At 62.9% G+C, this 19,434-nt stretch carries 11 protein-coding genes; 1 reads left to right on the top strand and 10 read right to left on the bottom strand.

Going from position 1 to position 19,434, the window contains the following annotated elements; translation table 11 throughout:
- Window positions 1-837 precede the first annotated feature (837 nt).
- On the top strand, window positions 838-2,835 hold the full coding sequence (rpoD, locus tag AC57B6_RS23515) for an RNA polymerase sigma factor RpoD (RefSeq protein WP_025647988.1): 1,998 nt from the start codon (window positions 838-840) through the stop codon (window positions 2,833-2,835).
- Between the two features lie 68 nt (window positions 2,836-2,903).
- On the opposite strand, the gene AC57B6_RS23510 is transcribed toward rpoD, so the two are convergent.
- From AC57B6_RS23510 to AC57B6_RS23465, 10 genes are all read right to left on the bottom strand, one after another.
- Window positions 2,904-3,701 (bottom strand): YfaP family protein, encoded by a 798-nt coding sequence (locus AC57B6_RS23510; protein WP_025647986.1) that lies wholly within the window; start codon window positions 3,699-3,701, stop codon window positions 2,904-2,906.
- A 22-nt stretch (window positions 3,702-3,723) separates the two neighbouring features.
- Window positions 3,724-4,503, bottom strand: coding sequence for a YfaP family protein (locus tag AC57B6_RS23505; protein WP_144192983.1), 780 nt, complete (start codon window positions 4,501-4,503; stop codon window positions 3,724-3,726).
- A 107-nt stretch (window positions 4,504-4,610) separates the two neighbouring features.
- The gene (locus AC57B6_RS23500; RefSeq protein WP_496422196.1) at window positions 4,611-6,413 is read right to left on the bottom strand and encodes a DUF2300 domain-containing protein; all 1,803 of its coding nucleotides are present in this window, start codon (window positions 6,411-6,413) and stop codon (window positions 4,611-4,613) included.
- Window positions 6,414-6,424: 11 nt separating this feature from the next.
- Window positions 6,425-11,209 (bottom strand): alpha-2-macroglobulin family protein, encoded by a 4,785-nt coding sequence (locus tag AC57B6_RS23495; RefSeq protein ID WP_496422195.1) that lies wholly within the window; start codon window positions 11,207-11,209, stop codon window positions 6,425-6,427.
- On the bottom strand, window positions 11,206-11,994 hold the full coding sequence (locus AC57B6_RS23490) for a DUF1175 domain-containing protein (RefSeq protein WP_496422194.1): 789 nt from the start codon (window positions 11,992-11,994) through the stop codon (window positions 11,206-11,208). Before AC57B6_RS23490 ends, AC57B6_RS23495 begins: the two co-directional genes overlap by 4 nt.
- Entirely contained in the window at window positions 11,995-13,785 is a 1,791-nt protein-coding gene (locus AC57B6_RS23485) for a DUF2138 domain-containing protein (protein WP_496422193.1), read from the bottom strand.
- Window positions 13,786-14,274: 489 nt separating this feature from the next.
- Window positions 14,275-15,471 carry an aminotransferase-like domain-containing protein gene (locus tag AC57B6_RS23480; RefSeq protein WP_496422192.1) on the bottom strand — a complete coding sequence of 399 codons (1,197 nt, stop codon included), beginning with the start codon at window positions 15,469-15,471 and terminating at the stop codon, window positions 14,275-14,277.
- Window positions 15,472-15,604: 133 nt separating this feature from the next.
- Entirely contained in the window at window positions 15,605-16,777 is a 1,173-nt protein-coding gene (locus tag AC57B6_RS23475) for an NAD(P)/FAD-dependent oxidoreductase (protein ID WP_496422191.1), read from the bottom strand.
- A gap of 31 nt (window positions 16,778-16,808) precedes the next feature.
- On the bottom strand, window positions 16,809-18,308 hold the full coding sequence (gene amaB / locus AC57B6_RS23470; RefSeq protein ID WP_106352148.1) for an L-piperidine-6-carboxylate dehydrogenase: 1,500 nt from the start codon (window positions 18,306-18,308) through the stop codon (window positions 16,809-16,811).
- 234 nt (window positions 18,309-18,542) lie between these two features.
- Entirely contained in the window at window positions 18,543-19,388 is an 846-nt protein-coding gene (locus AC57B6_RS23465; RefSeq protein ID WP_030102116.1) for an HTD2 family dehydratase, read from the bottom strand.
- Window positions 19,389-19,434: the final 46 nt, after the last annotated feature.

Raw genomic sequence — 19,434 nt, 5'->3', positions numbered from 1 at the left:
ATGCCGCCAGCGTTCAATCTGAGCCAGGATCAAACTCTTCAGTTCAAACCTGTTACTGTTTTTCGGTCTCTTTCGAAACCGGTCGCTCACTCAACGTACTGACGAATGATTAACCTGCCGGTGTGAATCCACACCAGCAGGAAAACCTTCCTTTAATACTCGTGTGAGACTTGATACTTTCGCTTCCGGCAGACTCCGGGGAGTCCACCGCGCGTCGCGCATCAAGCGCCCACACTTATCGGCTGTTAATTTTTAAAGATCGAGTCCGCATTCACTACCGAATCCGCACCGCGTTGCCCACCTGCGCAACCACCGGTACCGCTTCGTTCTGCGTCGCTGCATCAGCAGCAGAGAAACGAGATTATGGAGATCGACTGCCCCGCCGTCAACCCCCTTCTGCGAATTTTCTTTTGGGTAAGTACGAATCGACGCCAGAACTTGCATCCTTCCACGGCGCCCCTATATATAGCGAGGTAGCAAAATGTGTAGACACCATGTGAGGGCGCGCGACTTCATCTATAGTAGGAAGGCTGTCCGTCGGCGCGCCGCCTATGACGAGCATCCGCCCAGCGACCAATGGCACGCGAACAGGCCTGCGGCAAGAGCGCATGACAAAAGGTGTACGCACAATGAGCGCGAAGGCGCAAGGTCGTATATAATGCGAGCCGCGCGAATTTCGCACATTTCTATCGGCCCGCTTAGTGCGGGCTCATCTTTTTTGCTCCCCAGAGCACAGCCAAACAACCGCGTTGAGTCACTCAGGTGATGTTGAGCCATGCTCGAAACGCCTGACGGTAGCGTCTTGCGTCTCATAGCGAAGCCTCTAGAGGAGAATACGTGAACCCTTTTGATCGCGAAGATTCGCAACACGAAACTGCCGGATACACCCCAAAAGCGCCCGCTGGCCGTACAGCCAAGGGCAAAGGCGCTGGCAAAGCGATCCCCGTAGCGGCCGAACTGCCGCCGCAACAGGCTGAAGAGCGTCAGCGCCAGATGCGCGCACTGATCCAGCTGGGCAAGGAGCAAGGCTACCTGACCCACGCGCAGATCAACGACCACCTGCCCGACAACTTCGCGCAAACCGCAGCGATCGACAGCATCGTCAGCGCCTTCAACGACATGGGCGTGCAGGTCTACGAGCAGGCTCCGGATGCGGAAACGCTGCTGCTCAACTCGAACGCCCCCGCCGTGGTGTCGGACGATCAGGCAGATGAGGAAACCGAAGTCGCGTTGTCGACCGTCGATTCCGAGTTCGGCCGTACGACCGACCCCGTGCGCATGTATATGCGCGAAATGGGCGCAACCGAGCTGCTGACCCGCGCGGGCGAAATCGCGATTGCGAAGCGCATTGAAGACGGTCTGCACGAAATGGTGCAGGCGATTGCCGCTTGCCCGCTCGCGATCTCCGCCATTCTGGCGAGCGCCCAACAGGTCGCGGACGGCGAACTGCGGATCGACGAACTGGTCGACGGTCTGAATGAAGACACCGCCGCTGCGGAAGACACCACTGCGGACGCCGCAGCGGACGTCGACGCCGATGCGACCGACGATGTCGACAGCGATGACGAAGAAGACGACGACGCCGGCCCGGCCGACTCCTCGGCAGCAGACGAAGCACGTCTGAAGCAACTCACGAGCGATTGCCTCGAGATCTTCGCCCAGGTCGGCATCCTGTCCGATCAGATGAACGCCTCGCACACGCGCGGCGACGTCAGCTCGAAGGCTTACCTGCGCGCCCGCGAAGAGATCCAGCAGCACCTCGCGAAGATTCGCTTTACGGCTCGCACGATCGACCGCCTGTGCGGCGACGTGCAAAGCCAGGTCGCCCAGGTTCGCGCGATCGAACGCAACATCATGCAAATCGTCGTGACGAAGAGCGGCATGCCGCGCGAGCAGTTCATCGAATCGTTCAAGGGTCACGAAGCCGATCTCGGCTGGACCGAGCGTGCCGCACGCGGCTCGTCGTCGTTCGGCGCGGCGCTGGAGCGTCATCTGCCGGCCATCCAGTCGGAACAGCAGAAGCTGATCGACATCGAGGCAACCGTTTCGCTGCCGCTCAAGCATCTGAAAGAGATCAACCGTCAGATGGTTGCCGCCGAGTCGAAGATGCGCAAGGCCAAGAGCGAGATGATCGAGGCGAATCTGCGTCTCGTGATCTCGATCGCAAAGAAGTACGTCAACCGCGGCATGCTGTTCCTCGATCTGATCCAGGAAGGCAACATCGGTTTGATGAAGGCCGTGGACAAGTTCGAATACCGCCGTGGCTGGAAGTTCTCGACGTATGCCACCTGGTGGGTTCGTCAGGCCGTGACGCGTTCACTCGCCGATCAGGCTCGCACGATCCGCGTGCCGGTGCACATGATCGAAACGATCAACAAGCTCAACCGCATTTCGCGCGAGATCCTGCAACAGACCGGTCAGGAAGCCCATCCTTCGGTGCTGGCGGAGCGCATGGAACTGTCGGAAGAGAAAGTGCGCGGCATTCTGAAGATCGCCAAGCAGCCGGTGTCGATGGAAACGCCGGTGGGTGACGACGGCGACGCCACGCTCGGCGACATGATCGAAGATTCGGCAGCATCTTCGCCGGCTGATGCAGCGATGCAGGCCGACTTGCGCGCCGCCATCGACGACGCGCTCGACTCGCTGTCGCCGCGCGAAGCGAAGGTGCTACGCATGCGCTACGGCATCAACACGAAGTCGGACCACACGCTCGAAGAAGTCGGCAAGCAGTTCGACGTCACGCGCGAGCGGATTCGCCAGATCGAAAGCAAGGCCATGCGTAAGCTGATGCATCCGAGCCGCGCAGATCGCCTGAAGTCGTTCCTCGACCGTTAAGCAAGCGGTTGCGCTTGTCGTGCGCCATGCACGGCAAGCGCATGCCGTGCATATCGCCCAGCATTCGCCTAGGGCATCACAAACGTCTTCACGAGCGTCAGCTCGCCTGGCTTACGCATCGGCACCCGAATCGTTTCGCTCTTCTCATTGGGCGTATTCTCGTTCGTGATGATCGTCACCTGCGCGACGGTCATATCGCTGCCGCTATTCCCATTGCCGTAATAATTCACGTACACCAGATAGGTGCCCTTCAACGGCGCCGCCGACGAGTAGATCTCCGGCCCATAGCCGGTCGTCACGTCCACGTCGAGCGAGCCGCCATTCGGCGCAACACGGTCGCCGTACCAGGTGTGCACGCCGTCCGGGGAGACCACATGCAAGTCCAGGTCGGTGCCATCGGTGTCCCATGCGAGCACCACGCGCAATTTCGGTTGGGTTTTACCGCTGTACGCGTCGTAAAACTGCACGCGCTTGCGTGAACCATCCGGCGCTCGCAGCTCAACGCCATTGCTGCCGGACGGAAACGCGTAAGGCCGCGAGAACTTGCCGTCTTCCTCGATACGCTGCGGCAACGGCGTACCGTTCACCACCAGCGTGCCCACCGTGGTGCCCTTCTTCTTCGGCGTGTTACGGATCTGCCCTTCGATCAGCGCGAACTTCGACTGGCCTTCCGGCGTCGTCACCGTCACGGCCGGATAATGCACGTCCTGCGTATAACGCTCGGTGTCGCCGCTCGTGTTGCGCCAGCCGTTCAACGGCGCGCCGAAGTCGATATCGCTCGCGTGCGCTACCGTCGCAACCTGCAAACAGGCGACGACAAGCATCATCCAGCCAGCCTTCGCCCAACCCGTTGTCTTGACCTTCATCGTCACTGCTCCCATCCCGCCCTCAGAGTCGCTCGCTTTTCACGAGCTGCAGATCGCCGATCTTGCGCAGCGGCACGACCATTGTTTCACGCCGCTCGTTCGGCGTGTTTTCATTGAAAACCAGCGTCAACGTCGCGGTAATCACGTCGCGCTCGTGCGCGGCGGCGTCGAAGTTGTAGCCGGTCGAATCGAAATTGCCCCAGTAGTTCAGAAAGAACAGCCACGTACCATGCTCGGGCGCCGCCGATGAAAATATGCCTGGCCCCGCACCGTCCACCGAATCGACGTCGAAGCCGCTGCCGTCTTCGAGCGTGGGATTGGCGAAGAACGCATGCAGGCCGCCCGGCGTGATCACGTGCAAATCCACCTGCGCTTTCGGGTCGTCCCACGTGACGATCGCGCGCAATTTCGCCTGCGGCTTGCTGTGATCGGCTTCGTAGAACTGCATACGCTGGTGCTGTTTGCCGTCGGCGGAAATCAATTCGATGCTGTTCGAACCCGCCCCGAATGCCCACGGGCGCGCGAATGCGCCTTCGTCGTCGGTATAGAGCGGCGTCGGGTTGCCGTTGACGACCAATGTGGGCGGCTTGCGCGCGTGTTTGTCGATGTGCTTCAGGCGCCCTTCGATCAGCGTGCGGTAGCGTTGCGCACCACGGTCGACCGGCGGCCGGGGATAGGCCGCGACGAAGTGCTCGCCTTCGTTCGTCAATCCGCTGTGGCGCCAACCGCCGAATGCGCCGGTGAGATCGGCGAGCGCACCGCCATTACCGTCGGCGCCGGCAGCTTGCACATTGGTCGCCATACTCGCCGCCAGCACAGCCGAGACCAAGGCAACAGTCGCGGGAACTCGAACGTGGCGCATCACAGGAAGCGCGCGGAACTTAGCGGAAAGCGAGCGCGAGAGGGTATTCATTGAATGGGATTGTCCGTACGGATCAGCGTGCGAGCGGTACGTTCGACAAACGCTTCATCGAGGCCGCGCGGATGATGCTGGAACGCGAGGTGAATATATTCATGCGTCAGCGCGATACGGTCCTCTTCGGTCTGCAGACGATATACGTACACGCGATTGCGCTGCGCGTCCGCATAGGGCCGTCCTTCACGCACCTCGCACACCGCGGGCAGATCGGGGGTCTCGTAACCGGCTGCGCCGTCCATGCGCCGTGCCCACAACGGCGCGTTGCGCTGCAACCATTGCTGGGCCCCCGCCACCTGGATGCAATCACCGGACAGCGGACTCTCGAACGACGTCAAGGTTGCTTGCGGCCAGGTGCGCGACAGAATCGCGTCGAAAGTGAGACCGGTTTGCGCGGACGCCTTCGCGGCAAGCCAGCTCATCTGACCGGGGGCGGCCTTGTCGTGGTGATACTGAACCGGCACGCCGGTGAGCACCAGCGCGTCGGTCAGATCGGCTGCACGGCGCGCCGCAGCGGTCGGCACGCGCGGCAGGACGCGCTGCGTGCTGCTGCTGTCGTCGATACGGAAGCAGCCGTGGTCGTGATTGCCATGTTGCACGACGTAGGAGCGCGCCGCCACCGCCAAAGCCTTCGCCGCTTCCGGCTGGCTCGTGTCGCCTTCCCGCTCGACCACCCGCGCGACGTAGTCGTTCATGCCGAAGCGGCCCACTATCTGCGGCGCACCGGCAGCGTCGCGATCGAGCCGCAGTTCGCCCTGGCTTTCCACCCGCGCCCAGTTGCCGTTGACGAAGCCGACCCGGAAATCGCCGCGCAACGGACCCTCGGGCACCGCTGCCGGCCCTTTATCGCCGAGCACCTCACGAATCGGATAACGGCTGAAGAAGTCGACCAGCACGCACGCGTTGTCGTCGGGCACGGCGATTTGCGTGAACAACGGAGCGATGCGCGGCGCGGCGGCCGCCAGCGCCCGTGCGCTGCCGCCGGCGCCGCCCAGCCACACCGGCGTGCCATCGGCGAGCCAGCCTGCCGCACCACCGATCGAAGCACCGGGCCGCGCCGGGTCCGGCATGGTCCAGGTCTTGGCGCGCAACACGCTGCCGTAGAGCGACACGGTGCCCTCACCGCGTCCGCTGGTCAGCACCGACACCAGCGTGCTTGACGCCGCTTCGCGTGGCCGTGACGGCATCGCCTGCAATGCGGCGAGCAGCTCGGTCACCGGCACGCGACGGGTGGGTGTCATCGCGTGGAGGTCGCGCAGCCAGACGGGTGCATGCGCGGCCGTCCAGTACTTGCGCCAATCGGCCGGATCGAGTTGCAGGCGCGCGGGTTCGAAAAAACGTCCGCACGATTGCACCAGCGCATGTTCACGGTCGACGTGACCGCCTGTCATGCAGCAATACACTTCTTCAGGATCGCCGCCGTTGCAGACGTAGTCCGGCGTGGCGATATTGCGATCGACCAGATAACCATAGACGAACAGCTTCCACACGCTGCCAAGCGGCGTTTCCAGCGTCGCCGGCAACGGACGTGCGGACTGCGGCGTGAGACCGTCCGCGGCGGCAGTCGTGGCGGCAGCGGCGTTGAATTGCCAAAGCTGCGATTGACCGTCGCGCAACCAGGCAAAGCGCAGCATTTGCGCAGCGGAGGCGGTCGGCGACACGGACGGCAATGTACTCGCCGCAGCCGCGACCGCAGCCGCACTCGCACCACTAAAAACGCACCCCGCTCCCACCACGAGCGCAACCCGCAGCGTAACTGCCAGACGATCGCGCGAATGCCGAAGAGCGGAGAACATGGTGGTCTCGCTTACTGAATACGCAGGCTTGTCACGCGATCGCTCTTGCCGCCTTCGAACGCCTTGGCGTCCGGCTGATACATGCGGAAGTAGCGAGCCGGCGGCAACGCGAACGTGCCCGGCAACGCGAAGCGAACCAGTTGCCGCAGCGTCACCGGACGATCGAGCAAGGGCACCGGCTGGTGATAAGCCAGCTCACCCATCTCATACGACGCAGCACGCGCGAACGGCTGCGGACCGCTGGCGCCGTCCTTTGCGCCCGGCAATCCGTCGATCGACACGCCCCAGCTAGTCGCCTCGACATCGCCACCCGGCGGCAGCGGCACGTCGAGCAAACCGTAGTGGTACGCGTTGCCCGAGCGCGGCGTGAGCGTCACTTCGTCGACGTACAGCGCATTGCTGTCGATCGCATCGCCTGACTTCACCAGACGCGCGGTAAATGCCGAGCGGCCCATTTGACTCGCGGCGTCTCCCTTCTTCGGATCGACCTTCACTTCGAGCGGTTCGAGCTTGTAGAAACGGCGTTCGACCGTGATGTTCAGGCGACTGTCCTCGCTCGTATGGCTGCGGAACGAAACCAGTGCGTTCACATCGGTGCGCGCGCCGCCCACATCGAGCGTGGTGGGCAGTGCCGCGCCATTCCACTTCCAGAGGGGCGTGCCGGTCGACGTCACCGCGCGTGTCCAGCCCGCGCCTTGCAGCGACGGCAGTGAAGCCTGCGCCGTGTCGCCGCCGAGCGCTTTACGCACCCACAGCAAGGTCAACGCGCGATCGAGCGTCGGGTAATCGGCGCTGCTCTTCGCGAGCAAGGCCGACGCATCGATCGCCGCGCCGCCGTCGCCGCCGGTCATGTAAAGCAGGCTCTGCACGAGCGGCGCAGGATCGTTCGCGAGAGCCGTACGCGCGGCGCTCGCCGCGGCCTCGAAGCCATCGGGCAGCTGAGCATTCGAGCCGCGCGCCAGGTTGGCGATCAGCAACGTCGCCATCTGCTTGCCGCGCGGCGAATCGGCCTGGGCGAACACGATGCTGTCCGACGCGCCATAGGTGACGTTAGCCAACGGCGCTTTGCCGGTAGCCGCTGCATCGCTCGTCAAATCCGCCGCGACGCCCGAAACCGGCGTGGCGACCGGCAGGCCCATCTGCTGCATGAACCACAGCGCCAGCGCGCGATGCAACAGCGGCTCTTTGGCGCCGGCGTCGCGATAGACGTCCATTGCGTGCTGCCAGTTGTCGGCAGGCAGCGTAATGCCGAGGCTGCGGCTCGCGAGCCAGTCCGCGTAGTACGCGTAAGCGGTAATCAGCGCACTGCCGCCGGTCGTATCGCCCCACCAGCCGAACGTGCCGCCGACACCCGCCAGCATCGCCAGACGTTGACGCTGATTGCGCAAGAGCGCTTCGAGCCCCTGCGTCGAGCTTGCATTGTCGCCACGGCCAATCGCATCGTGAGCAAGCGCCAAAGGAATCAGGCGGCTCGAGGTCTGCTCGGCGCAACCGTACGGATAGTTGATCAGATCGTCGGCGACGCGCGCGAACTGGCTCGCTGCACTACCGATGAAACGCACGCTGACGTCCTGTGCATCCGGCGGCAAATTGAGTGGCTTGTTCGAACCGTCGAGCGCCACCGTGTTCTGATGCAGATCGAGCCAGCCGCTCGCGTCGAGCACGATAGTGGTCTGCAAGCGATCGACATCCTTACCCGCACGACGCAAGCTCGCGTCAACCAAACCGGCCTTCAACGCCCCTGTAGGCAGACGCAGATAGTTGGCGCCGCGCTTGAGCGTGACCTTCTGGTTCAACGAGAGTCCGCCGCCGTTGACCACCCACTCGGCGTCCACGTCCGCGTCGGTCTGATTGAAGGCGATCATGTCGATGGCCGGCTGATCGTTGACGCGGAAATGCGACGGTCCGCTCCACTTGAGATACAGCGCCTTATCCGAACGCACGTAAGCGGTGCGTTGGCCGACCATGCCGTCCGGCGCCGCCGCGCGCACGGTAACGCGCCAGCGGGCGAGCGAGTCCGGCATCCTGAACGTCATGGTCGCGTGACCGTTCGCGTCGGTCTTCAGCGTGCCTTCCCACGCTGCCGTGTCCTGATCGTCACGACGCGGCCGTTCGAGCACCTTCACGCCGCGCTCGTTGTAGTTCGCGCGCTGCGGGCCGCCCGGCGCGCCCTTCAACGGCGAGCGCGCCAGGTCGTACGTAATGAACGACAGGCTCGACGAGGTCCGCACGTTGTTACGGCGCGGATGATAGAAAAAGTCGACGATATTCGGCGCGATTTCCGGCTGCAATACGTAGACCATTTCATCGACCACGCTCACCGTCAGGTTCGCTGCTTCCGGTTTGCCGTTCAGCGTGCTGTCGAAATTGAGCGTGACCGTATCGCCCGGACCGTACACCGGCTTGTCGCTCTTCACGTTCAGTTCGATCTGCGGTTGCGCGACCACGATGCCCGCGTTCTGGAACACGTATTCGCCGGCATGCACGTACAGCACCGAGAACGTCATGTTCGGTGCGAATTCTTCGCCGACCTTGATACGCGCCTTCCATTGCGAGGGCGCCACGCGTTGCAGTTGCAACCAGTCGCCGCCCGCTGTCAGCAACGCACGGTGTTCGACGTTGTCGCGCTCGAGCGTCAGGAGTGCATCGTTGACCGGCATCGGGAAGGTAATCAGTGCTTCGGCGGTATCGCCGATCCTGTACTTATCGCGATCGAACACGATCTCGACGCTGCCCGGAATCGCCTTCAGACCATCACCCGCCACCCAATGGCTCGTGGCCGCGAGCAGATTGCCCGTGTCGTCCTTGACGGACAGCGTGTACGAGCCCGGTTCATCGAATTGCACCGGGAACGACAACTTGCCGCCTGCCGTCGCGCCTTTGAGTACGCCTTCGCCGTGTGTCTGCGATTCGAGGCGCGTCCATTCCCATTTGGCCGGCGCATGCGACGCCGGATCGATCGTACCCAGCGCTTGCAGATCGAAATTGACCGCTTCCTTCGGCTGCGAGAAAGACTTGGCCGTCGACAGACGATAAGGCGTCGCGCCGCGCGCGATCAGCACTTCACGCGTGACACGCACCTTATAGGCAGCGCCGTCCTGCGCGAACAGCGTCAACGCATAACGGCTTGGTTCCTTGGCGGCGGGCAGCGTGAGGCTCGCATTGCCGTCGCTATCGGTCGTGAGTTCCTGCTGTTCCAGTTTGACCGGGAACAATCCGGCATAGCGCAGTTCACCGTCGACGATCGTCACTTTCTGCGCCCGCAGCGTGACGGACACCTTGCTGTCGCGCACGGGTTTGCCGTCCGGATAGCGCAACTGGATCTTGCCCTTCAGTTGCTCGCCCGTCGCATAGTCGGCTTTCTCCATCGACAGGTTGACGTCGAAATGCGGCTTCACATATTCGGCGACGCGAAATGCGCTGCCGTAGACATCGCCGTTGTAGTCGAAGCGCAGCGTATAGCCGCCCGCGGTGGCATCGGCGGGCAGCGTGAAGGACACATCCGCCCCCGTGTCGGAAGCAAAATGCGTCTTGCTGCTGGCCACCGGCGAACCGTTCGGGTCGAGCACGTCGAGCTTGATATCGGCCTCGGCAGGCGCGGTGGATTGCGTTGCGTTCTGGAACGTGCGGCCGATGAACTTCACATGCACCGCGTCGCCCGGCCGGTACATCGGGCGGTCGGTCACTGCGTAGATCTTGGTGTTGTAGATCTCGCTGTCGTAATAGAAATTCTCCGAGACGAACACGCCGCCTTGCGGATCGGTGCCGAGCACGTAGCTGCGCTCGGGGCTCACGTGTTGCAGCATTAGCGCGCCGTCGTTACCGGTCGCGCCGCTTTGCAGCACGCCGACGCCATCGGTCCAGCTCACGTCGGTGTTCGGCACCGGCTTGCCGTTATCTCGCCGTGCGGTCCAAACTAGCATGCCGCTCGACGCCGCTTTTACGACCGCGACCGTGTCCGACACGAACAGCAAGGTATGCGCGCGATAGTTGCCGATCACCGCCTCGACGATGTAAAGCCCAGGCGGCAGCTTGCCGACCGGAATCATTACGTTGCCCGAACTTGCTTCAATAAAGTTACTGCTGCTGCCCTCGAGATTGACGCCCTTCGGCGGCTCGATCACCTTCGCGTCCCAGATCGGATAGCGAAAGCGCGCGACCATGTCATAGCCTTTCAGCGGCGCGAACTGCGAGTTCTGACGGAATTGTGTCTGCTTGCCGGTCTCCTCACCGAGCTTGAATTGCGGCTCGGCCTGGGTCGCCTTGCTGCGTGTCGCGAACGAGAGCACGCGCTGCCAGGCGCGGCGTGCTTCGGTGAACCAGCGGTCCCACAGGTAAGCCAGCGTATTCGCCAGACCTTCGCCCTGATAATTCGGCGCGACGTTCAGACGATGCAGATTCTTCTGCGCCTTCAGAAAGTCCAACGGCTTCGGCACGCGATATACGACGATGTCCGCGCCGCCGTACGCCTGCAATGCGTCCTTAAACTCGCGGCCGGGCGCCTCAAGCCGCACCTGTGCCAACTGATCGCTGCCGAAGCTCGCATCCGAGAGCAGGAAGAACGGTTGTCCATCGACCTTCTGCGAAGCGAAGTTGCTTGGCGGCGCTGTTTGCAGCGTCGGATTCGCGGCGATATTGGTATCGGCGGCGGTGCTCGAAGCATCGTCGTCGGCATGGGCCGCCGGTGCGATGACAAGTGTCATGGCCGCAAAAAGCGCGACCAGCGCCACGCCCGCGCGACGTTGTAAGTTGCCGAGCCAGGCGCGCGACGCAGTGACGGATTGCATTCGGGTCATGGTGTCAGAAAGTCCAAACGAAACACGCCAACGAAATTCGGATTGCCGTCGAGCGGCTGCCAGCGGGAATCTTTCCATTGCATCAGGTCGGAGACGGCCACGGCGCGCAGACCGGTATCGGTCGGCGTAACGGTGCCTGTGTGATAAGCGATGTAGCGATCCAACCAGATCATCAGATGCTGGTCGTCGCCCTGGTCGAAAAACAGCAGGTCGCCGGGCAGCGCCTGATTCACGTCCTTCGAAACAAACCGGCTGTTGCGTTGAATCAGCGCGATCGCCGACGCGTACGCGCCGGTGGAACCGTCGACCCGGGTCCAGCGATTGGCGATTGTGCGTTGCGATGCGGACAGTTGCAGTTCGGGCGGCATGCTGCTGGCGTCCGCGAGACTGGTCATGCCGTTGGCGCGCAGCCATTTACTGTCATGCGGCTTGAGTGTTTCGCCGACGGCAAACCGCACCAGCCCCGCGCAATCGCGTTGAGTCCAGCGCGGCGTGGGACCGCGGCGCATTTGCTGGTCGACGATACGCGTGAACCAGGCGCGAAACGCGGCGGATTGCTGCGGCGAAAGCGCGTCGGGGTCGGGCGACGCGGTGCTGCTGGTGAGAGCGGTTGCATAGGGCGAAAGGCTCGCCATGACGAGCGCCGACGCCACGCGTGCGAGCCACGCACGGCGCGCGGCGGCCCGCGAGCCGTGCACGTGCGCGATTGCATGCGCGGCAGGCGCTTGCGCCACTACGCACGCATCCGTCGCGGATGCCACGTCACCGACGTGAAGGCGGCGCATTCAATCGCCCTCAGTGCCGGGTTGATCAGCAGGCGCATCAGCCGCACGGGCGTCCGCAGCACCACCCGCACCCGCCTGCGCTCGATCGAACCACCACTCAACCGGAACCCAGCCCGTCGAACCCGGCAGGTTCTGCGGCAGCGTCAACGAAACCGGCGGGTAGTGGGCGAGCGCATGCAGCTTCGGCACGAGATGCGTGCGCGATGCATTGCGGAACACCGCCTCCTGATCCGCCGGCAGCGCCGCGCCCGCTTCGCGCTCGATCAACGCGGCCGCGGACGAAGGCGTCAGCGTCAGAATCGTGCGCGGCAGACGTTGCGGCGCGAGCATGTCCGCGAGCGCCGGATAGCGCTTGTCGAGCACGGCGAGCGTGTCGTCGACCAGACGTGAATCGGGGGAGAAGATCAGGTAACCGTGCGCCAAAGCGAGTGTCACCGGGAAATAACGCTCCGCCGACAATTGCGATGCGAACGACGCCTTGCTGGACAAAGCCGTACCCGAGCGCGCACTGACCGGCCGTTGCCAGACCGTGACGCCCGCGCCCTGGTCGTGCTGCGTGACCGGCAGACGGCGATAGCCCGAACCGGCGTCACCGGATTGGGCAGCCTTCGCCTCGTACGCGCCGATCACATCGCCAAAGGTCTTGCCGAGCGACGCCTTCAGCGCTGCGCTGCTCGCCGCGTCCTGTGTCTTCACGCGCGCGACGAACACCGGTGCGACCAGCGCCGACTTCGCGTACCAGCAGACGGCCGCGGGACCGGTGAGCTGATCGCCGATCGCGGCAGCGCCCTGCGCGCCGACGTCGGCCACCTTGCCCAACAGGCCCGAAGCCTCTTTCCAGTCGGCCGGCAAGCTCGTGCACGCCGCCGGATTAGCCGGCAACGCGCGCCACAAGTCGGCGCTATTCCACTCCTGGGGCAACTTGCCCGGCTCGATCAGCGCGGAAGTCTGCCAGTTCGCCGCGGCATTGCCGTTGGTCGAGAAATCGAAACGCAGCGCGTCGATGCCGGAGAACAACGCCTGATAGCCAAACGACAAATAATTCGCCGACACCACCAGCCGGTGCCCCTTCGGCGCGTCGCCGGAGGCGTCGAGTCGATAGGTGCTCGCCGCATCGTCGCGGCCGGACGAAAGCATCTCTGACACAGCATCCGCCCGCTCGCCCAGCAAGCCGCCTTTCGGGTCGAGCAGCACGCCGGGGGCGGATATCACCACGAGGCGGTCGTCTTTCGTTGCGAAGAGAATCGTGCGGCCCACCGCCAGCTTCAACGCGTAGACCGGAACGTCACCGGAAAGCCTGGCCACCTGACTCAACTGCGAATCGCTCGCGGCAACATTGCCGAACCCTTGCACCAGCTTCGCCAGACCATTGCGGCGTATCGACATCACCCAGTAACCGAGGCGGCCGTCCGGCGAGCGCCATAGCAGCACGTGCGCCGGTTCGTCGAATACGCGGCGGATCAGTTCATCACGCCAGTCCAGTTGATGTTCGAATGCGAGCCGCCGCAGCGCGCCCTCCGTGGACAGCCGCGTGTCATTCGATTCGTAATAGTCGACGAAGTCCTGGGTCAGCACGTCGTGCAACAGCGGCACCCGCAGAATGTCGCGCGGCAAACGCGAGAGCGCTTCGCTGTCGATCACCGCATCCGGGTGATGAATATCGAGCACGATTTCGCTGTTCTCGGCGACTTTACGATGCGCGAATGGACGCCACACCGCCTGAATGACCACGCCGGCCACGACCAGAAGACCGGCTACCAGGATTGCAATCTTTTTACGCGACATCTTCATCTGATTTTTTCTGGTTCGATGCGACGGTATTAACGTGGACGCCGATGAATTAATTCATCGAAATCATTCGCCGAAGGCCAACGATGATAACCGATATTTATCGTTAAAAACCAGTGTCACGCTCCATTTAACAATCAGCCATGTTTCAGGAGTTTGACGGAAATACGGAGCCGGCGGGATTAACCCATTAGAAGACGCATCGCAATCGAAACAATCGTTTGAGTTAAAACGGCATGCAAAGAAGCTAACGGCGTACAACGGCCGCAGCACATCGACCTGCGGCCTTGAGCGGGGGCAGCGGGAGGCGTCCGGTCGCGCGTGACATAAGGCTGCTTTACCGGATCGACCGGTCTATGCTAAATCGCGAATATTTAGCGTCGACATAAAAAACCCGGCTGAGCATCGCGTGCTCGCCGGGTTATTTCAGGCATTGTGCTTACTGCTTTTCAACCAATACCGCGTTAGTCGCGTTAGTCGCCTTAGCCGTCATCAAACGAGTGCGAGCGCCTGCTTCATTCTCTGCACGCCGGTTTCGATTTCGGCGATGCCGGGCGCGGCAAATGACAGGCGCAGTGCCGCCAGATCGATATTGTCTTTATAGAAGGCAACACCCGGCACGAACATGACGTTGCGCTCGATACACGCCCGCAACGTGTCGGACGCATTCTGGCCACCCGTCAATCGCGCCCACACGAACATGCCGCCAGCGGGACGATGAAACGCGATCGCATCGCCTAGTTGCTGGTCGAGCGCATCGCACAGCGTGCGGCACTTCACGGCGTAGGCGTCGACGATCCGCGGCAAATGGCGCTCCAACGCGCCGCTGGCCAGGTATTCGGCGGCAATCGCCTGGGTCCACGGCGAGCTGCATAGATCGACGGTTTGCTTGGCGACCAGACAGCGGCGCAAGATTTCCGCATGCGCGACCATCCAGCCGACCCGCAAACCCGGTGCGACGATTTTGGAAAGACTCGAAAAATGCACAACCCAGTCGCGTGAACCCGGTACCTGATCGCTCAACGCCAGCAGCGACGGCAAAGCCGTGCCGCTGAAACGCAGGTCGCCATAGGGATCGTCTTCGACGATCAGGAAATGGTGACGCGCCGCCAGCTTCAACAACGCCATGCGACGCTCGAGCGACAACGTCGCGCCGGTTGGATTCGCAAAGGTCGGAACGGTGTAGAGCAGCTTCGGCGGCCGCGCCAATGTGCCCGCCTCGAGCACTTCGGCGAGCGCGGCGACATCGAGCCCGTCCTGATTGACCGGCACGGTTACCACGTCGGCCGCTTGCAGCTTCAACGCCTGCAAGGTCGCCGGATACGCCGGCTGTTCGACCAGCACCACGTCGCCCGGCGCCACCATCACGCGCAGCAACAGATCGAAGCCTTGCTGCGAACCGGTCGTGACGAGCAATTCCTGCGGGGTGCAAGGCGTACCGCGCCGCGTCATCAAATGGGCGAGTTGCTCCTTGAGGATGGCGAGGCCATCCGTCGGACCGTATTGCAGGCACAGCGCAGGCTGCTGCGACGCACGCGCCGCGGCCGCATCGAGACCTTCGCGGTCGAACAGATCGCTCGCCGGATAACCGCCGGCAAACGAAATCATGCCGGGCTGCGCCAGATACTTGAACAACTCGCGGATCGGCGAACCGGTTGGCGCTTCGAATGCGGGATTGAAGGTGAACATGGTGACGGGCCGTTTATCTTTTTGAAGGAAGATCGGCGTCGATTGTGGGCATCGTCCGGATGGGCGGCAAACGATATCTACGCACTACCTATTGCGTTTTTCGCATCACCTCGAACACCCTCGGCCCTGCCCTTTAAACCACGTTCTTCTCCACGATCGGGCGGTTTTCGAGCACGCGGGTGAAACTCAGCGAGCTCAGATCGAGCGTCGTGTAGCGGCCATGCAGAATCAATTCGCTAATGCCGCGGCCGGTTGCCGGGCCCTGCTGCAAGCCGTGCCCGCTAAAACCATTGGCAAAAATGCAGTTATCGACATCCGGATGGAAGCCGATGATCGCGTTCTGATCGAGTACGTTGTATTCGTAGTAGCCGGACCAGCAGTTCTGCACCCGCAGCGCTTCGAATTGCGGCACGCGATGCGCGAGCGTCGGCCAGATCACGTCGTCGAAGAGTGCGTGGTCGACCTCATCGAGCGGCAAATCGTCGGGATCGTTATCTGCCGACGGCGACGTGCCGCAAATAAACGACGTGCCCTCGGGCCGGAAATACACCCCGCTCGGATCGATCAGCAAAGGACAATGGTCGAGCCGCGCGGGGGATCGGACATTGAAAATACTGCGGCGCCGCGCGAACACCGGAAGGTCGATGCCCGCCATCTGCGCCACTTTGCGCGACCATGCGCCCGCGGCATTCACGACGAAGTCGCAGGGGTAGGCCTCGCCATTGGTGGTTTGAACCTGCGTGACATGCTGGCCGTCGCGATGCAGTGCGGCGACGTCGGCGGCGATATAGCGTGCACCGAGCGCCTGCGCTTTCTTGCGCAGCGCCTGGACGAGGCCATAACCGTCGAACCAGCCCTCACCGCTTTCGCCGTAACAGCCGGCAACGAGGTCTTCGGTGTTGAGCCAGGGAAAGCGCGCTTGCAACGCGTCTTTAGCGAGCAGGCTGATATCGGCGCCTAAACTCGTTTGCAGCGCGTGATTCTCTCGCAGCGTCGCTTCGCCGGCGGCCGTGGCGAGAAACAGATAGCCGCCTTCATGCAGATCGATCGACGGCTTCGCGCCGTCGATCTCGAGCCGCTCGCCGATCGAGCGCAGAAACTCGATGCCAAACAGCGACATCTGAATGGAAAGCGGCGTGGAGAACTGCTGGCGAATGGACGCCGCCGATAGTGCCGACGACGAACGCGCGTAAGTCGGATCGCGTTCGATCACCGTGACACTGACCGACGGATCGGCCAGCCGCAGAAAATACGCAATCGAACTGCCGATCACCCCACCGCCGACGATCACGACTTTGGAACTCACGTCTTACTCCACGAGTAGCGCAGCCGCGTTATCAGCCGATATTGAAATCGATGCCCTGAGCGAGCGGCAACGCCGACGAATAGTTGACCGTGTTGGTCGCGCGGCGCATATACGCCTTCCACGCGTCCGAACCCGACTCGCGACCGCCGCCCGTTTCCTTTTCGCCACCGAACGCGCCGCCGATTTCCGCACCGCTCGGGCCGATGTTCACGTTCGCGATACCGCAGTCGCTGCCCGAGTCGGACAGGAAGCGTTCGGCTTCGCGCAGATCGGTCGTGAACACGCACGACGACAATCCGTGCACCGCCGCATTGTTCGCTTCGACCGCATCGGCGAAATCCGAATAGCGCAGCACGTAGAGAATCGGGGCGAAGGTTTCCTTGAGCACCACCGCCGTTTGCGAGGGCATTTCGACGATGGCCGGACGCACGTAGTAACCGCCTTCATAGCCCTTCACCTCGACGCGCTCGCCGCCAAACACCTTGCCGCCTTCGGCCGTGGCCTGCTGCAGCGCTTCCTGCATGCGAGCGTACGATTGCTTGTCGATCAGCGGCCCCATCAGCGTGCCCTTTTCGAGCGGGTTGCCGATCGGCACCTTGCTGTACAACTGCTTCAGACGCTCGATGGTTTTGTCGTACACGCTCTCATGCACGAACAGGCGCCGCAGCGACGTGCAACGCTGCCCCGCCGTACCCACTGCCGAGAACAGGATGCCACGCATGGCGAGCTCGTGATCCGCCGTTTGCGTGACGATACCCGCGTTGTTGCCACCGAGTTCGAGCAGCGAGCGGCCAAAGCGCTTCGCCACTTCGACACCGACCGTGCGGCCCATTTCCGTGCTGCCCGTCGCGCTGACAATCGACGCACGCGGGTCCGCCACCAGCTTCGCGCCCACGTCGCGGCCACCGTTGATCAGCGCGGTCAGGCCGGCCGGCGCATCGCCGAATTCCTTCAGTGCTTCGCTGAGAATCTGGTTGACGGCGAGTGCGGTCAACGGCGTCTTTTCCGACGGCTTCCAGATCACTGCGTTGCCGCACACCAGCGCCAGCGCCGCATTCCACGACCATACCGCCGCCGGGAAGTTGAACGCCGAGATAACGACGCATGTGCCCATTGGATGCCACGTCTCGGCCATGCGATGGCCCGGGCGTTCCGAGGCGATCGTCAGACCGTACAACTGGCGCGACAGGCCGACCGCGAAGTCGCAGATGTCGATCATTTCCTGCACCTCGCCCAAGCCTTCCTGCAGGATCTTGCCGGTTTCGAGCGTGATGATGCTGCCGAGCGCCTGCTTCTTTTCACGCAGACGGTTGCCGAGCAGGCGCACCAGTTCACCGCGGCGCGGCGCCGGGACGTTGCGCCAGGCTGTGTAGGCCTCTTTCGCCTGGGCGAGGGCCGCGTCGACTTCCGCCACCGTATTGCTGGCCACACGGCCGATGAGTTCGCCGGTAATCGGCGAGTGAACCGCGATGTCGCCGGCTTGCGCCGCGTGGGCGATGCCTAGGTCGGCGAGGATGGTGGAAGCGTCCATGAGGATCCCTTTAATTTCCGATGCGAAACAAAAGTAAGTTCGGAAACTATACACGCGGGATTTTATGGCGGCAAGCGGATTTGCCCGGAGCGGCTTGTCCGGGCGTCTGAGCGGGCTTGAAATGGCTGATCTTGGCCTATGAAGGCTGGCGGGCGCAGGCCCGATGGGGCGTGGTTACTGGTCGGCCGGCGGTGTGCCGGCGCCCAGCGATTCGTTTCTTATTGGAAATATCCTCTACACATCCACCGCCGCCGTAGCACGCATGGCCAAATAGCCTTCATGGTCTTTGGCCCACAGGTCGACCGTCTTGCCGTCGGCAGAAGGTCGGCCGCATACGGCGAACGACTGGCCCGCGAAGAGAGGCCGCACCGCCTTGTACGCGAAGCTTTGCAGCGTTGCGCTCGGTAGTTCACGGCGCACCAGATCGACGAGGAGTGTCGCGATCAACGGACCGTGCACGATCAGCCCGGGATAGCCCTCCACCTCCGTTACATACGGATAGTCGTAGTGGATGCGATGGCTGTTGAAGGTCAGCGCGGAATAGCGGAACAGCATCACGGCGTCCGCGTCGACGGTGCGGCGCCACGTCTCGCCTTCCGGCGCCAGCGCCGCTTGCGGCGGGCGGGCGCCCTCTTGCGGCGCGTCGCGGTAGACGATGTCGTGCTCTTCTTCGAGCCTCAGTTCACCATCGACTTCGATCGTATGCTGCGCCGTCACGAACACGAGACGGCCCGAGCGGCCGGTCTTGTCTTCGATATTGGCGATGGTCGACGTGCGTTTCGCATGCTCGCCGACTTTGAGCGGCGCGTGGAACGTCACGCGTCCGCCGGCCCACATGCGGCGTGGCAGCGGCACCGGCGGCAGAAAACCGCCGCGTTTCGGATGACCGTCAGGACCAGCCTCGGACAGTGGTGAGACCGGCAAGAAGTACAGCCAGTGCCAGAGCGGTGGCACCGTATCGCCACGTTCTTCGCGCTCCAGGGTCGCGGCCATTGCCATCAGCGGAAACGCGGTGATGTCGTCTTCAGTCACCGACTCCTTGTCGAGCCAGTCGTCGAGCTTCTCTGGGGAGGCAGACATGGGCAAAGTCTCCGAATACGCGGGTGAGGTTAGATAGGGTTTTACT

The sequence above is a fragment of the Paraburkholderia sp. BGA-UO-ETr-F12 genome, assembly GCF_059567945.1.
Note: the sequence above shows the minus strand (reverse complement) of the source record. Positions and strands in the feature narration are given on the sequence as shown.

What these genes read in the sequence shown, in the direction of transcription:
- AC57B6_RS23510 (WP_025647986.1), bottom strand. Translation starts at nt 3,701, where the DNA reads ATGAAGGTCAAGACAACGGGTTGGGCGAAGGCTGGCTGGATGATGCTT.
- AC57B6_RS23505 (WP_144192983.1), bottom strand. Translation starts at nt 4,503, where the DNA reads ATGGCGACCAATGTGCAAGCTGCCGGCGCCGACGGTAATGGCGGTGCG.
- AC57B6_RS23500 (WP_496422196.1), bottom strand. Translation starts at nt 6,413, where the DNA reads ATGTTCTCCGCTCTTCGGCATTCGCGCGATCGTCTGGCAGTTACGCTG.
- AC57B6_RS23495 (WP_496422195.1), bottom strand. Translation starts at nt 11,209, where the DNA reads ATGACCCGAATGCAATCCGTCACTGCGTCGCGCGCCTGGCTCGGCAAC.
- AC57B6_RS23490 (WP_496422194.1), bottom strand. Translation starts at nt 11,994, where the DNA reads ATGCGCCGCCTTCACGTCGGTGACGTGGCATCCGCGACGGATGCGTGC.
- AC57B6_RS23485 (WP_496422193.1), bottom strand. Translation starts at nt 13,785, where the DNA reads ATGAAGATGTCGCGTAAAAAGATTGCAATCCTGGTAGCCGGTCTTCTG.
- AC57B6_RS23480 (WP_496422192.1), bottom strand. Translation starts at nt 15,471, where the DNA reads ATGTTCACCTTCAATCCCGCATTCGAAGCGCCAACCGGTTCGCCGATC.
- amaB (WP_106352148.1), bottom strand. Translation starts at nt 18,308, where the DNA reads ATGGACGCTTCCACCATCCTCGCCGACCTAGGCATCGCCCACGCGGCG.
- AC57B6_RS23465 (WP_030102116.1), bottom strand. Translation starts at nt 19,388, where the DNA reads ATGTCTGCCTCCCCAGAGAAGCTCGACGACTGGCTCGACAAGGAGTCG.